Below are 16,567 nucleotides of genomic sequence, written 5' to 3' on the forward strand. Positions count from 1 at the left end.
GTCGGCCGATCGACTCGGTATCTCCGCCGGCGCCTCTGGTGGGCGCCACCCACCAATGGGGGACAGCCCGATGAGCTATTCCGGCGGGGCCGACGGCGAGGCCTCGCCCCCGAATCAGCCCGGATCCGTTACAGGTCCCGACCGCGCATGGTCCGGTTAAGCCCGTATTCCGGGACGGTGGCGGTCATTGGCCTCGTGGTCGTTGGGGTCAGCATTGCTATGAGCCGCTGGTAGTCGCCGTGGTGAGCGCGGTCGGCGGACTGATCGGGTCGCGGACCCAACGGCGCGTCGCCGGTAATGTCCCAACGCTCCCGGTAGGCCGCGACGATTCGCAGGAGCGGTCCCGATTGGTCTGGGTGTTGCGCCCGCCGGAGCGCGGTTGCCCAGCTTTGGCTGGTTTCGATTGCCGCGTCGGCGAGCGAATCGGCCCGTTGTTCGATGAGGTCATATCGCTTCTGCAATGCGTCGAGCATCTGCAGGTCGGACAATCCGACCGTGGCATCGACGATGATCCCGGCCACCAATTCGGCGCCACCATTTCGTGGGCGGGTCCGGAGGTGGACGCGAATCGCCGTTGTCAGCTGTTGCGCGGTCATCGACTCGATCGAATAGGCAGGAACGATCCGAGGTAATTCGCCGGCGATGTTCATTCCGGTGTGATAAGCCTGCCGGATGGCCAGGACGAGTTCGGGGAAATGCTCGTCGTCCAGGAGCCGCCTGATGGCCGGCCGGTCCCCGAAAACGGTGAGCAGAAGTTCGGCGGCGGCGATCTCGTGGGCATAGGCGGCGATCGCGTCGGCTTCGTCGGCCAATGTTCGGATCGAGGCATGCCGGTCCTGCTCGGTCCGGATGGTTTCGTGCGCCGAGGTATCGGCCGATGAATGGTCGCTGATGGATTCGGCGACCTGCTGGGTGGTCCAGGAATCCTGGTCGGCCGACCCGCCGATGGGGTGGTCGACGATTCCGCGGACCGTGGCGGCCGGATCGAGGACGAGGTAGGCGGTGTTGCGGTAGCGGCCTCGGGTCATGGCGACGTAGAACGCTTCGCGTTGGGTCAGGGCGTCGGCGAGGACGTGGCTGGTGTCCACGGTCAGGCCCTGGGCGCGGTGCGCGGTGGTCGCGTACCCGAGGTCGACATGGTCGTGGACGTAGGTGGCGGAGAGCCTGATCGGCGTCGTGCCGGTGTCGTCGCTGGTGTGGAGGCGGACGGTGAGGGAGCCGTCGCGGTGGGCACGTTCGACCCGCCAGCGTTGCCCGTTTCGGACGAACCCGTCGCCACTGTCGGCTGTTCGTGGGGTGCCGTCGGGTTGGGTGCGGTCGATGCGGCGGGTGACGATGACGTCGCCGCGGCCGACGGATAGGCCGTTGCGGACCGGGGCGGTCGCTGTGTTGTCGACCTGCCCTGTGCTGATCAGGTCGGTGCGGGCGCGTTGGTTCAGTTCCACGACGGTGTCGTTGTCGGCGGCGATCAGGACGCTGGTCAGGCCGTCGTGGGTGTCGGACAGCCAGGCGGTGTAGGCGTTGTCGGCCATCTGATCCTGGTCGCCGGACCGGACCCGGCCGTGAGCGTCATACTCGGCCAGGGCGGTCGAATCGCCGGACCGGAGCCGGTCGGCGGCCTGTTCCTCCCAGGCGCGGCGGGTGCCGTCGGGATCGGTGAAGCGGCGCACCTGGGTCAGGGTCGCCGGGTCCGGGTGGCGTGCGCACAGCAGGCCGAACGCGCCGCCGGTCTCGACCGGCGACAGTTGGCAGGGGTCGCCGACCAGCAGCAGCTTCGCGCCGGCCTTCGCGGCCTGCCCGGCGAGGCGGGCCAGGGTGAAGGTGCCGCACATGCCGGCCTCGTCGACGATCAGCAACTGCCCGGGCCGCAGCCGCCACTGGTCGTACTCGCCCTGCACCCTGCCGCGGGCAGCCCGCAGACCCTGGATCCGGTTCGGGTTCTCGGGCGTGGTGATCGCGTCGGTGAGCAGCCGGATCCGATGTTCTCGTCGGGTCTGCTGGTCCTGTTGGGCGATCCACTGGGCGGTGTTGTCGGTGACGATCCCGACGTCGGCGGCCAGGACCTGGGCGGCCATCGCGGAGGGGGCCAGGCCGACGACGGTGCCGGGGCCGTACTCGGCTTCCCAGATGGCGCGGACGCCGGCCATCGTGGTCGTCTTGCCGGTGCCGGCCGGCCCGACCAGCACGTCGACGACCCGGCCGGAGGTCACGATCTGCACGGCGGCCGGCCGCTGGTCCTCGGCGGCCAGCGCATGGTCGCGGCCGGGCAGGTCCTGTCCGGCGACCCGCCGGGCCCGGTCTGGGTCCACGGCCGGCCCCGACCGGTCCTGCCCGAGCCGCAGCAACTGGTCCTCGGCAGCGAGCACCGCGGTCGAGGTGAACACCTCGGGCGGGGTGAATGGGCTGGCGCCGTCCGCGTCCCGCAGGGCGTCCGGGATCGGGGCGAGTTCGGGTGGGGTCAGCGCGACGGACAGCCGCTGCGCGGCGGCCACCACCCGATCCCGGACAGCCACGGCGTCGGCGGGGATGGTGAACTGCAGGCCGCGGGCGGCGAGTTGCCGCATGGTCTCCGCGGTCAGGTTCCACCGGGTCCACGTCGGCCGGGCCGCGGCGACGGCGTCGACGACGCCCAGCGCGATCGCCTCGGTCTCGATGTCGTCCAGGTCGGCCGGGCCGAGCAGCGGGCCCGCCTGTCCGGTGGTGGTGGCGGTGGTGGCCCAGTCGGTGGGGTCTCGGTCGAGCACGTGCTCGGCGGTGGCCCGCCATTGCTGCACGGACTCGGCCAGGTTCGGGGCGTGTTTGCGGTCCCGGGTGGCCAGTGTGAGGTGTTGCCGGATCCGGTTGATCGCGTTGACGTCGGGTCGGCGGCCGGTGCGCAGCACGGCCTGGGCGATCGCGGTGTCGACCGCGGCCTCGATGTCCGCCGACCGCTGCGAGAAGGCCGCGATCAATGCGTCCGGCACCGGGGCCAGCTCCCGACCGATCCGGCGGTTGCTGCCGGCCTGCCGTTCCCGGCGGTCCCAGGTCAGGCCGGTGCGGCGGGTGATCTCGTCGGCCAGCAGCAGGTCGTAGGTCTCGGAGTAGGCGACGGCGGCCTGGTGAAGGGTGGCCGAGTCCAGGGTGCGCCACCGCCCGTCCGGGCCCTGGACCCGGTTGGCGACGGTGACGTGGGTGTGCAGCTGCGGGTCGCCCCTGCGGGAGTCCCAGTGGTCGAAGGCGGCCGCGACCAGGCCGGCGGTGCGGACCCGGCGGACGCCGTTGTGGCCGAGGCGGGTGAACACCGCCTCGCCCTCGATCAGCTCCAGGGTGGCGGCGAGCGCGGCCCGGTGGGCCAGGTACAGCTGCTCTTGCACCGGGGCGGGTGCGAGCGCCCACAACGCGGACACCGACTTCGGCACGCTGAACGTCAGGTCGAACCCGGCGACGGCGGTCCGGGTCTTGGTCTCCTTCTCCTCCGCGGTGATCTTCTCGACCAGTGCCGCCCGCGACTGCGCGGTGAGGGAGTCGGGGAGCTTGCCGACGCGCAGGTCGATCCGCTCCTGTCGGGTCGGATACTTGGCCGGGGGCCGGCCCAGCCGCTCGCCGGTGAACGGGTTGCGGGCACCCTCGAACATCTCGCGGAGTTGCGCCTCGGTCACCTCGGAACCGGCCATCCCGCCCGCCCCGAGCGCCGCGATTCCGGAGCCCAGCCAGGTGCCCGGTGGGTAGCCCTGGGCCGTGTAGTACCGCGTCAACGGCGACGCGGTGGGGTCGGCGGCGCGGCCGTCGCCGGCGGCGACGTGATCGATCAAGTAATCGACCGACGCCATCCGCGACAGGCTCATCACCACGCCCGTCCATGCGGTCCGGGCCCGCGAGTTAACGATCTTGGCTCAGGCCGTCAGGCCTGGGATGCCAGAGGTGTATCCGCCCGCGATGATCTTGATCGCGTGTCCTGCTGTGGGGTTCGATCGCGGCGTTGGGGGATGAGAATCGACGGGTCGTCCGGTTGACGTCGAAGCACACTGGTGCGGGTTGAGCCCGAAGAGGTGTATGCGCGCGGGGTTCTCGGGTGCCGTTGGATTGTTGCCGTAGAGCACGTGGGTCTGTTTCCTGGCAGAGGGCCCTCCGGGCGACGCGTGGTGTGTCGTCGCTCGGGAAGGGAGCGGGAGCCATGGAAGTGATGTTCGAGCGGGTCGCTGGGATCGACATCGGCAAGGCGACGCTGACGGTGTGCGTGCGCACGCCCGGGGATCGGGGCCGCCGGCGCCGGAGCGAGACCCGCACGTTCAAGACGACGACCGGGTCGCTGCTGGTGATGCGGGACTGGCTGTTGGAGTGCGGGGTGACGATCGCGGCGCTGGAGTCGACCTCGACGTACTGGAAAGGCACGTTCTACTGCCTGGAGGACCACATGCAGGTGTGGCTGCTCAACGCCGCTCACATGCATGCTGTGCCCGGCCGGAAGACGGACGTGAAAGACGCCGAGTGGATTGCTCAGCTGCTCGAGCACGGGCTGCTGAACCCGTCGTTCGTGCCGCCGCCTGACATCCGCCAGTTGCGGATGCTGACCCGGCACCGGGTCCAGCTGATGGGTGACCGGACGCGGGAGACCGTGCGGCTGGAACTGATGTTGGAGGACGCGTCGATCAAGCTGTCGACCGTCGCTTCGAGCCTGACGACGGTGTCGGCGCGGCGGATGCTGGCGGCGATGATCAACGGCCAGACCGACCCGGTCAAGATCGCGGATCTGGCTCTGGGGAAGATGCGAGTCAAGATCCCCGACCTGGCCCAGGCGCTGACCGGGAATTTCACCGAGCACCACGCGACGATGGCCAAGGCGATCCTGCGGCGGCTGGACCTGGTCGAGCAGGCCATCAAGGAGAGCGACGAGGTGATCGCCGCAGCATGTGCGCCCTGGCAGCACGAGATCGAACTGCTGCAGACGATCCCCGGGGTCGGGGAGAAGGTCGCCCAGGTGATCGTCGCGGAGACCGGGGCGGACATGTCCCGGTTCCCATCCGCGGGCCATCTGGCCGCCTGGGCCGGTGTCGCGCCGGCCGTCAACGAGTCCGCCGGCCGCAGTTGGACCGCCGGGACCCGACACGGCAACAAGTGGCTGTGCGCGATCCTGATCGAGGCGGCCGGGTCGGTCAGCCGGATGCACGGCCGCAACTACCTGGCCGAGCAGCACCAGCGCCTCGCCTCCCGTAGGGGTGTCAAACGGGCGCAGGTCGCGGTGGCGCACTCGATCCTGGTCGCGGCCTACTACATGCTCAGCCGCGATGAGCCGTACCGGGACCTGGGCGCGGACTGGTACTTGCGCCGTAACAACGAGGCGCACACGCGCCGGTTCGTGCGGCAGCTGGAGAAGCTCGGCCACACGGTCCACCTCGATCCCACCGCCTGATCTGCCCGTGGTCACCCCGCCGACGGAACTCCGCCCGGCGGTGATCACGCATGCCCTGTGGTCACCTATTCACGGGTCTGTGCCTCTTCTATCTTGATCATCCGTGGCTCGCTGTGGCCGGCGGCCTTGGTCGTCGGGCGGCCTGAGTCCGTGTGTGGTCGAGGTCGGGCTGGTGGCTGGGGTTCGTTGGCTCGGCGTACTGCCTGCGATGGGTTGGTGGTGGGCGCTCATCTGGCCTACGAGCGCGCTGCCGACTGCGTTCGGAGATCCGACGCCAGGCCAGCAACAGGATGGCATGGTGGGTCGGCCGGTGATTCGCCACGCTGTCGTTGACGCCCGCGAACCGACGGTGGACGGGCGGTCGCACTTCCCCGGGAACGATCCCGTTGCGCGCAGAATTGGGCCGTGCGGCCTCCTGACTTCCGATCCGAGTTGCGAGGCGCGGTGTACCGCGGCGACGGTCCCGCGGTTGTCGCGCTAGTCGGCGATCAACTCCTGCCAGGGGATGCCCTGCAGTTGATCGGTGACGGTCTGGTCGTTGCCTTTGCCCTGCAGACCCAGGGCGCGGCCGATCTGGCCGGTGCCTGTGCGCGGGCATTGAGGCAGCGCGGCTGGGACGGTGACGAACAGCTGGCTGATCAGCTCGGTGCCCTGCTCGGAACGAGCCCGACACCGATGCTACGGCCGCTGCCGGTCGATCTGGAGGAACTGGCCGGAGTGCTGGAGGGCGACCCGACCTTCGGTGGCGGCCGGGTGGATCGCCTGACCGGCCAGGTGTGGCCCCAGGCGGCGATCGACTACGCACGGGAGACCGGCGAAGAGGACGAGGACGAATCCGACGACCCTGATCGGTGGCTGTGGGTGCATTGCGAGGGTTCCCGCGCCGGGTATCACGACATGGTGCAGTTCATCGGCACCGTCGACGACCGCGACCGTGCCGACCGGTTGGGCATCGCGATCGAAGGTCGTGGGGCGTTCCGCCGGTTCAAGGACGTCCCTGCCCGTTGGCCGGGGGTACGCGACCGGTGGTACGAGTACGCCGACGACCGGCTGCTCGGACGGGCCCGGGCGTGGCTCGCGGACGCGGGCTACCGCCCAGCACTGCGCACTGATCCACCAACTGGATGACCAACGGGGCCTGACTGGGCGGCACCTCGGCAGCCTTCGAATTGCCGGACATCGGCGAACCGCCCGCCCAGTCTCGTGCGCAGCTGTCAACGGCTAACTCACCGGGCGGAACGAACACCACTAAATTCGGCTTGACTCTGCTCAGAGCGCCTCTGCGAACTTGTCACGCCGAGTCGCTAAGCTAAGGAACACGCACTGGACAAGAGGGGGGCGTGTGTCTGAGGCTGAGTACAGCTTCCGCTTCGTCGACCTCTTTGCAGGTTTAGGGGGCTTTCACGTGGCGCTGCGAGAACTCGGAGGAGCGTGCGTGTTTGCTGCCGAGTTGGACCCAACCCTTAATGCGCTCTACGCGGAGAACTATCAACTCGAGGCTTGGAAGGATATAAATGACCTCGCATCTTCACGAATCATATCACAGGAAGTTCCGGACCATGACGTTCTGACAGCGGGATTTCCCTGTCAACCGTTCTCGAAAGCGGGGGAACAACTGGGATTCAAGGACACGACACAGGGCCATCTCTTTTTCAAGGTAATCCAGATCTTGCAGACAAAGAAGCCCAGACATTTCCTGCTTGAGAATGTTCCAAACATTCTCAAGCATTCCGGCGGTGGGACCCTTCAAACAATACTGGCAGAGTTAGAAGCAATCGGCTACTCGGTCGGGGTTCGTCGCTTATCGCCCCACGAGTTCGGAATACCTCAAATTCGAGACCGGGCGTACTTCGTGGGGTCCCGCGATGGCCTTGAACAATTTCGTTGGCCTGAGACCGAAAAGAGCAGCACTGACATAAAATCAGTGCTGAAGCACGATCTCGTCGATGTGCGGCCCATCCCCGCACAGACTACACATGCGATTAACATGTGGGATGACTTTCTCAAACGTTCTCCAGCGAGGGTGAAGCTTCCATGGTTCCCAATCTGGGCGATGGAGTTTCGAGCGACGTACCCCTTTGAAGAGGCCACCCCATCCGCGATATGGGCTGAAAAGGGAAGTCGTGGTTTGAGTCGGCATCTAGGAAGCTTCGGATTTGAATTGAGAGGCCTCGACCGTGCCGCTCAATTCGAGCGCCTTCCAAGTCATGCCCGTCGCGCAGACGACTTCAAGTTTCCCGACTGGAAGAAAGACTTCATTCGACAGAACCGTGAATTCTATTGCGAGAACCGGAAATGGATCGATCCTTGGCTCGCGAAGTGGGAACCTTGGCGCATGGTCTCAAGCTACCAGAAGTTCGAGTGGAATGCCCAGGGTGCGGAACGTAAGATCGACAAGCACGTGATTCAGGTTCGCGCATCCGGGCTACGTGTAAAGCGCACGACGACAGCGCCAAGTCTAATTGCCATGACTAACACCCAGGTTCCAATACTTGGCAGGCACCTAGTCGGCGTTAGGCGGTATATGACGCCGCAGGAATGTGCCGAACTCCAGTGCCTAGGAGATATCGAGTTGCCGAGGAACGATCTCCAAGCATATAAGGCCTTGGGGAATGCCGTCAACGCCCGGGTAGTGAAGGCGATCGCAGAACCGTTGCTGGGCGAGCTGACGCGCGCGGGCGGTGCACGCATACCCGTGCCAAAGTCGCGACGCAAAGCAATTGGCGGTAGCGTACCGTCTCACTAGGGGTCATCAGGCTCAATAGGGGCAATGAGGCGCGGAGGGGGGAAGCGCGTCGTGAAGGCTAGGATTGAACAGCGACAGGGGATAGACAATAGCGGCTACGACAAACTCAGGGATGCCATCGCTGACGAACTGTTTGGTTTGGAGAACGCTGGTCAACCGGTCTACGCACTCGCTGACATCCATGCGCTGGAACGCATACGCGCTCGGTCGAGCCTAAGCGGTGAACCAATTGCGGCCGTTAGCAGGTTGGTACTCGAAACGCTCGCGATCGATCGGCCCGGCGTTACACCCTTCCGATGGCAAGCTGATGCCGCGATTCGCCATCGAAGACACCCGGTACGGACACCCCCCGCCTTACCGCTGCTGCTCGTTCTCTCGATCGCTGCCGAGCAAATGCATGCGGGAGGCGGGGTCGCTTCACACAACTATTACAGTCGCCTTCATGAGCTGCTGAATGTTCCACCGGGAAGACGAGAAAGGCTTGAGCAGGACTACAGACGGCATGCAGAAGAGCTATGGGGCTCCCTGAACGCTTGGCTGGAGTCGTGGGAGGGCGAACGGGGGGTTCCAACTGCGTATGCGCTTGGAGGACATGCATATATCGGTTTGCCCTTGTCCCAAGCCGTGGTCCGAGTACAGGACCGGACCGACCTGCACGAAATCTTCGTGCTCGAGGGGATGGCGCCGGGACTTCGGTATGCACCCAGTGACATGCAATCAACGATCGAGCCTTACATTACACGTGTGCCGAGTCCGCTAAGTTCAAATATCCGAAGACTGTGGCAGGTCGCGACAGCGCGTGAACGAATCCTGGACGCGGCTTGTCTCGAACTCGCAACCTGGGACGGTTCAGGGCAGGCCAAGGCAACTACTGCAAAGCAACCTGTGAGCACTCGCTTGGTGGCCTATGTACGCACCTTTCCGCGCCGATTAGTCGAGTTCAACCTGATGCTTTCCTTCAAATGGGACGGTCCTACAACAGTGCGCTTCACAACGGCGAGCGGTGAGGTGGTGGTGCCAACTATCGCCGGAACCGGAGGACTCACGCGGCTTTCGAGTGTTGAGGCGATCCGAGCCGACTCGCTCATCGAAGACGACCTGAAGGGTCAACTCGGTGCGGATGACAGCAAGCCTTTCCAGAGGCGCGCAAAGCGGGTGGTACCGCTCCGATGGGATGACCTCCAAGGCGCATACGTCGAAATTGAAAGAATCACTCTGGGCGAGGACAGCCTGGTTCTCGCACGGCGCGACGTGCGGAACCGCGTCGAGACTCATCTCACTACCCATGCCCGTCCAGGATGGCGCCGATCGGACGGAATCGGAGGATTGCCCGACGGATGGGACTTGTACACGGATGTTCAGGCGATATCTGCCTCTGACAATCCCCCTCCTGATCTGATACCGCTCACTCCTCGTACTAGGACGAGCCTAACGTTGCGCGGAGGCTTCGTTCTGCCTGGCCACCTTCGCAAGTGGTCATCGCTCGATCCGCCAGAAGTTGTGGCCCTGGCCGCCGGCGCGGCGTCAATTTGTGTTCGCATCAACGAAGGTTCGGCAGTCGACCCTAGCAGCGTGATCATCGAACAAGAGCTTGAGGGCGAACTAGCTGTCGTGCCATTGAAGAGTACTGAAATCGTCGATGGTGAGTACACCGTCGCAATGTATGTCGATGGTAAGCGGCGACCGAGTTCGACGACCATCCTTCGGCTAAGATCTGCGGACTCGCCTCAATTTAACGTGGATGACGACGACATCCGACTAGTGTACTCCCCAGACTCCGGCCCAACATGGCCACTGTCAGCCGGCCCAGCAATGTGGCCCGTATACGTGAACGGTGCGCGGTGCAGTGGTGAGATAAAAGGTCAGGCACAATCCTCGACCCTCATGCACGAATACTCGCCCAGACCGCGACCATCAACTAAGGGCACAAGTTCGGCAATCAGAATCGGTCAACCACCCGCCGGAAACTCGTGCCTGGTCACAGGAAGGCACCGATTCGAACTTCCGCCAGCAGTCCCCGGTCATCGGGCAACCCGGACGATCGAAGGAGAGTGCACCTACTGCGGCTTGGTGAAGAGGTTCGCAGGCACGCCGTGGGCCGCGCTTCGGCGCGTGCAGCGACCGACGCGAAGTGGAGGTGCAGTCGTCATTCCCCCGGTAGACCATCACCACGGAGGGCCTGACTACCAAGTCGCGTTTGACGCACTCAACCATGTTGGACATGGAACATATCAAAGCTTTGAAAAGATCGCCGCACAGGTCGAAGGATCGGGGCTATTCGCGGACTCTTTCATTCGGCGACAGGAGGTCGTGGGGCACATCGACGTCGCACGGGATCCATGGCTCCAAGTCACCGATTGGGCAATCAACTCAGCGACGCTAGTCCCCGTTGCGTCGAACCGTTGGGTCCTAATCGGCTCGCGGTCGCGCAAGATGCTGGCACAACTGCGACGCGTTCTTCAAGGTACAACTATCAATGAATTTGTTGATGCCGAACAGGTACTCGTCGAGGTTACATGTGATAAGGAAAGAATGAGCGGTAGGGAAAGCGCGCTTGCCGAAATCGGAGTCATTCTGCTTCGCGGGTCGCCCGCTCTAAATATTGCGCTGGCCCTCCCTAACCTGAGTGAACTGGCCAGTGCGCTTAGGCGCATGCAGGTACCCGCATATCGGACAGTGGAGTCTTGGAACACAACGACGGCAACCTGGCAACCTGCCCATTCGATGGAGCGCATGGGTGCCTACCGCATCCGGGACTTCCGCTCAACATATGTTGTCCGAGAGGGCGCGGACATTGCCTCGGGTGAAGTTGCTATCGGGAATGCTCAATTGGTTAAGCACATCGCGAACATGTGGGCGGACGATCCTCTCGCGAGATATCATACCCCCAGCGATTCAGTCATTGCGCCATTGGGTGCCGACCTCCCGGGACTTTATGGAAGGGCTTTATCGATCTGTTCCGGTCGTGCTCCGCGCGAAATAGTAAAGCACAACATGGTTCAATATCAATCGGTGAGCCGCGAGGTTGCAAATGTCATCTTCGCCAGGCTTTGCCAGTGAGGACTGGACATGACGTTTCCAACCCCGGGCCAGGTCGAGCGGGAACTAAAGGGTGCGTTTCTACGCTACATTGATACGGCCTACGCACTCCGCGATCCCCATCTTGTCTCGGAGCGTCGCCGCCTATTGCTTGAGGGGCAAGGAAACCTGTTCGGTCCTCTTATGCTCGAGCCAGTTCTTCCGTACCAAGGTGTTCTTGATCTCGCGCAAAGCGCGGCGGCCGCCGGAATCAACGAGCGCGACCTAACAGATGTGGTCCGGTCTGTCTTCGGCATTGAGCACTCAAATTCAGTCATGTTGCGGCAACATCAAGTGAGATCCCTTTGCGTACACTTCAACACGGGGCCCGGCCGAAACCCTGTGATTACGTCCGGTACCGGATCCGGCAAAACCGAATCCTTCCTGATACCGCTGTTGACTCGACTAGCGGCAGAAAAACGGTCCGCGTGCAAATTGGCCAGCCCTCATCATTGGTGGAGTATCGCATCACAGAATGACCCTTGGCGGCCGACCCGTGCAACTGGTCCGACAGTGGCAGCCATGCGTGCGATGATTCTCTACCCAACAAATGCTCTTGTCGAGGATCAGGTGGCGAGGCTCCGCCGAGCAGTCCGGGGACTCCGCTCTCAAGACGAGCCCATCGATGTGTGGTTTGGGAGATACACCGGTGCAACGCCGGGTAGCGGCAAGCCCCCACTCGGACGGGCGTCTGGACGAGAGGTATCAGACGTCGCGAAGGGAATGCGGGATCTGGTGCGGCAAAATTTGCTTCTTGCCGAACTGGCCGACCCCGACCTCATCAGTCAGTTCCCAGATCCGACAGCTGGCGAATTGGTGACCCGCTGGGACATGATCGCCACCCCGCCAGATCTGCTTGTTACAAACTACTCCATGCTAAACGTGATGCTCATGCGTGATGTCGAAGAGCCGATCTTCGAAGCGACTCGTGAGTGGCTGACTGCATCGAAGGCCCATGTTTTCACACTTGTCGTAGATGAATTGCACCTCTATCGTGGGAGCACGGGCGCCGAGGTAGGGATGGTGGTTCGAAATCTCGCCTCCCGGCTTGGCTTGGATTCAGAGTCCGATCAACTTAGAATAATTGCTACTAGCGCATCAATTCCAGGCGATCATTCTGGACTCGACTATCTGGAGCGCTTCTTCGGAGTCGGACGCACGACTTTTCGGGTCGAGCCTGGTGAGCCTAAGGAACTAAGGGCGGTCGAAGTTCCTTCTGCGGTCGGCATACTTTCTATGAGCAGCACACAGCGTATGGCTGGCGCTTCGGCCCAGAACTGGGCTGAAGCCGTCGCGACGGTGTGCATCAACGAGGGTGAGAACCTGCCTCGTGCTCAAACGCTCGACCAGATCGCTGGTCGATTGTTCGGTGACGACCCGGATCGCAACGCGGCATTAGAGGCGATTCTGGGCACTCTTGCCGACGTCGCGAAGCCCTCTGTACAATTTCGTGCCCACATAATGATGCGGGGCATGAGAGGCCTCTGGGCATGCTCCAATTCAAATTGCCCAGGGGTCGTCCCTGAGCCAGGTCGTCGAGTCGGCAAACTCTACGACACACCGCGGTCAAGTTGCTTGGTCCCAAAGTGCGGGGCTCGTGTTCTCGAACTCTTGTATTGTTATGAGTGTGGGGACGTAAGCCTGGGCGGGTATATTGTCGACAAGATGGGGGATGGCACCGTCGTACTTTCGACAACCCCGGTTAAGGCGGGAGACAATACTGGGGATCTTGTCTATCGACGCACTGACGACGAATATCGCTGGCTTTGGATAGGATCACCGGCACCTGATGAGCCAATAAGGCATCAGCTGCCGGCCTCAGTGAGCGAAGACCGTGCGACTATTGAGTTCAATTTCGTGGAGGCCATATATGATCCAGGATTGGGATCGCTAACGCCCGCGAGCGGCCCAGGAAACTGTGTGACTATCCGCCACAGCGGCTCGGATTTGGACGGGGTGGCGATTCCGGCATTGCCGGAAGTGTGCCCACGATGCCATGGCCGTCAGAGCAATCGTGACTTGTCGGTATTTTTCGCGGGCTCGGTGAGGTCGCCAATACGTGCTCATACTTCGGGCCGTTCACAGTTGAACCAGATGGCGGTTTCTCAACTTTTTCGCAGCTTGGGTCATGAAGCATCTGAATCTCGTACGATAGTTTTCACCGATAGTCGCGATGATGCTGCAAGGATAGCCGCGGGGATCTCACTGAACAATTTCCGAGATCAGGTTCGTCAAGTCGTTCGGCAGCTTTTGCACGATCGGGTTTCACCCGTCCCCACTCTGCGGGCGTTGATTCGCGGGGCGTTAAACGCGGGTGACGTAGCAATGGCACTGAGTATCGCGTCTGGCCGGCGAAGCCTGTATGACAAGCTCAGGTTGGAACACGCGGGCCTGGCGACGGATGAGGATCGCGCAGAGATCGAGTCGGCCGAGCGGGAGGCTGAGACGCTTCCTTGGGCGCTTATGGTCAGGGAGACGTCTCGTGTGCTTGTGAAGGCGGGTATCAACCCTGCAGGAGTAGGGCCGTCGGTCGCGCACAGTGTTGGCGACTTGCCCTGGTACCGGGCCTACCCTCCACCGCAAGAAGCAGATTGGGCGCGCTTGGAGTCACGGATTGCGGAACCAGTCCAACTTGAACGAGAACGTCTGACCTCGGAGGCCGTGACTCAAGCGGTCTTTGACCGCGCGTCCCGTGATTTGGAGTCAACTAGGCTCGGAGTGGTTCGCGCCGGCATCACCGCGCCGTCTGACTGGGGGCTTGCGCAGGAAGATGCGGATGACCTGATCTCAAGTGTGCTACGTCTGCTTGGGATAGCAAACCGCTATGAGGGTGGCTACGTCGCGATGACCACCTCGGCGCCGGGCAGCGTCAGAAGATACCTGACGAAGGTTGCAGTGGGGCAAGGATTGGAGCCGGAGCGCCTGATTGCCCTCGTTGGCGAGTTCCTCAGGAGTAGCGGGCTGACAGATGACTCGTGGACCCTGCGAACCATGAGCGGCCAAGATGTGCTGCTCCTCAAGGTTCCGGGGAGCGAGCTTTGGGTCTGCAGCAATTGTGGAACCGTTCACCTTCATCGCTCGGTCGGAGTGTGCACGAACGAAGAATGCGTGAATGGGCGGCTTGAGCCGACGCCAGTGGGGGAGCAGAACGACGACTACTACGGCTGGTTAGCCAGTCATGAACTGCGCCGGATGCGGGTGGCCGAGCTCACTGGTCAAACGAGTCTGTCCGAGCAGCGTGCACGTCAGCGACTGTTCCGCGGCGCAGTTCTGCCAGCTCCCCAGGAAAGCAAACTGGCGGATCCGCTAGATCTATTGTCTGTCACGACGACAATGGAGGTTGGCGTTGATATCGGCTCGTTACGCGCGGTCGCCATGGCTAACATGCCGCCACAGCGCTTCAATTACCAGCAACGCGTTGGAAGAGCCGGTCGATCGGGGCAGCCTTACTCTTTCGCTTTGACAATTTCCCGGGATCGGGCTCATGACGACTATTATTTCCAGTCTCCGGAGCGAATGACGGCAGCGGATCCGCCGCCTCCGTTTATCGATCTCTCGCGTCCCCGCATCGTCCGTAGGGTTATAGCGGCGGAGTTGCTCCGGCGTGCATTCTTGAATTGCTCTGATCCTCCCACTCGCACTGCAGATAGCTTGCACGGCACTTTTGGGTCGACAACTGAGTGGATGCAACGTAGGAATGACGTCGAAGGATGGTTGAGGACTGCGCGTGACGTCACCGACGTGTGTGAGAGGTTTGCAGTATATACGGCCATAGATTCGGCCGGGCTAATAGGCTGGGCACGGGCGCAGCTTGTTGCCGACATAGAAGAAGCTATAGCAAATCCCTACTTCGGTCATTCGGAGTTGAGCGAATTGCTGGCGAATGCCGGCGTGCTACCGATGTTCGGGTTTCCGACGCGAGTTCGTGCCCTATACTCCGGCCAGATCACGAGATCTAGCGACAGTGAAAAGTATAAGGTCGCTGACAGGGACCTTGGAATGTCAATCAGTTCTTTCGCGCCTGGCGCGGTGGTAGTGAAAGATGGGGCGGAGCACTTATGTGTGGGGTTCGCTGCTTATTCGTTCATTGGAGCGAGCGCAAGGGCCCGGGACCCGCTAGGGCAGGCGCTCATGGTACAGCGGTGCGACGATTGCGGGAGCCTGAATACTGATTCAAATGCTGCTGCTGTGCATTGCTCGGTATGCCAGGGAGACCTTCGGTCGTTCTCCGTTTTTCAACCCGAAGGGTACCGTACAATTTATAGCAGTCCAGACTATGACGATTCTCACATTACGCCGATGTTCTCGGGCTATACCGAACTGTCCGCGAATACGGCTCTGAGTCGTGAGGAGCGGCTCGGCGGCATGTCCCTTCGGTTGCTCGAGCAGACCGAGGTTGTGACGGTCAATGACAACAATCGGAGGCTGTTTTCTCTGAGGCGCCTCCATGATGGATCGATCATCGCGACGAATCCAGGACTTTATCGTCGACCGTTGCCGGCCTGGATGCAAACGGGCGGGAGCGAGTTGGACCCTGCGGCCATCGGGGAGGTGCGTCGCACGGATGTTCTACTCATGGGTCTCGATAGTCTAAAGGTGGCGGACGGCGCAATTGCCACGCGACATTGGGATTGTCCCGCGGGATTCGGTGCCCTTGTGTCCTTTGCGGAACTGGTGCGCAATGCAGCCAAAGACTATCTAGACATCGACCAATCGGAACTTGACGTAGGCTTGCAGCCAACGCTTCACAATGGGACTGTCTCGGCGCGTGTCTTCCTGGCGGACGCTTTGGACAATGGTGCGGGGTACGCTCTGGAGCTTGGGCAGATGCCTACGCTGAGGCGTTTGCTTGAGTCCATTCGCGAACAAACTGGCGGCCGCCTTCGAGGTGATCCGCACGGAAGTGCCTGCACATCGTCCTGTCCAGGCTGCCTGAGAAACTATGAAAACCGATTCTTGCACTGGGCCCTTGACTGGCGATTGGGGCTAGACGTCGTCGACCTTGTGCTGGGTCGCGACTTGGATCTTAGTTCTTGGGCGGTACGCACTGCGGAGGTCGTCGCGAGCTTTCTTGGTGGGTATGGCGCCTACCTGAATGTCGTTGTGGAGGAACGGAATTCCATCCCAGTGCTTGTGACCCGCGAGGGTCGAGGTAGAGCGGTGTTGGTGGGACATCCGCTTTGGCGGCACGACCGTGCATATTGGAATTCGGTGGTGCGGGACACGGTCAGCCTGGTAGAGGCGGACGGTATTGCAGGTGTTTCGGTATCCGATACGTTCGTGCTGGACAGAACTCCCTCCCGTGTGTTTACAGCACTTATTGACGGTATTTGAGCGACCGTCCGGCGGCGGAG

Annotated in this window: 6 protein-coding genes; 5 read left to right on the forward strand and 1 reads right to left on the reverse strand. The window is 62.5% G+C overall.

Going from position 1 to position 16,567, the window contains the following annotated elements; all coding sequences use genetic code 11:
• Positions 1 to 128: 128 nt before the first annotated feature.
• On the reverse strand, positions 129 to 3,809 hold the full coding sequence (gene mobF / locus NAMU_RS09785) for a MobF family relaxase (protein ID WP_169312479.1): 3,681 nt from the start codon (positions 3,807 to 3,809) through the stop codon (positions 129 to 131).
• Positions 3,810 to 4,153: 344 nt separating this feature from the next.
• On the opposite strand from mobF, the gene NAMU_RS09790 reads away from it, so the two are divergent.
• The 5 genes from NAMU_RS09790 to NAMU_RS29190 all read left to right on the forward strand — a co-directional run bounded on the left by NAMU_RS09790 (position 4,154) and on the right by NAMU_RS29190 (position 16,547).
• On the forward strand, positions 4,154 to 5,389 hold the full coding sequence (locus tag NAMU_RS09790; protein WP_015747250.1) for an IS110 family RNA-guided transposase: 1,236 nt from the start codon (positions 4,154 to 4,156) through the stop codon (positions 5,387 to 5,389).
• Positions 5,390 to 5,794: 405 nt separating this feature from the next.
• Positions 5,795 to 6,517 carry a UPF0158 family protein gene (locus tag NAMU_RS09795; protein ID WP_217180801.1) on the forward strand — a complete coding sequence of 241 codons (723 nt, stop codon included), beginning with the start codon at positions 5,795 to 5,797 and terminating at the stop codon, positions 6,515 to 6,517.
• 214 nt (positions 6,518 to 6,731) lie between these two features.
• A complete protein-coding gene (locus tag NAMU_RS27225) occupies positions 6,732 to 8,135 on the forward strand; it encodes a DNA cytosine methyltransferase (protein ID WP_015747251.1) in 1,404 nt (467 codons plus the stop codon).
• A 2,433-nt stretch (positions 8,136 to 10,568) separates the two neighbouring features.
• A complete protein-coding gene (locus NAMU_RS29185) occupies positions 10,569 to 11,195 on the forward strand; it encodes a hypothetical protein (protein ID WP_138180063.1) in 627 nt (208 codons plus the stop codon).
• Positions 11,196 to 11,204: 9 nt separating this feature from the next.
• Positions 11,205 to 16,547 (forward strand): DEAD/DEAH box helicase, encoded by a 5,343-nt coding sequence (locus NAMU_RS29190; RefSeq protein WP_015747253.1) that lies wholly within the window; start codon positions 11,205 to 11,207, stop codon positions 16,545 to 16,547.
• Positions 16,548 to 16,567: the final 20 nt, after the last annotated feature.

The sequence above is a fragment of the Nakamurella multipartita DSM 44233 genome (genome assembly GCF_000024365.1).
Classification (GTDB): domain Bacteria; phylum Actinomycetota; class Actinomycetes; order Mycobacteriales; family Nakamurellaceae; genus Nakamurella; species Nakamurella multipartita.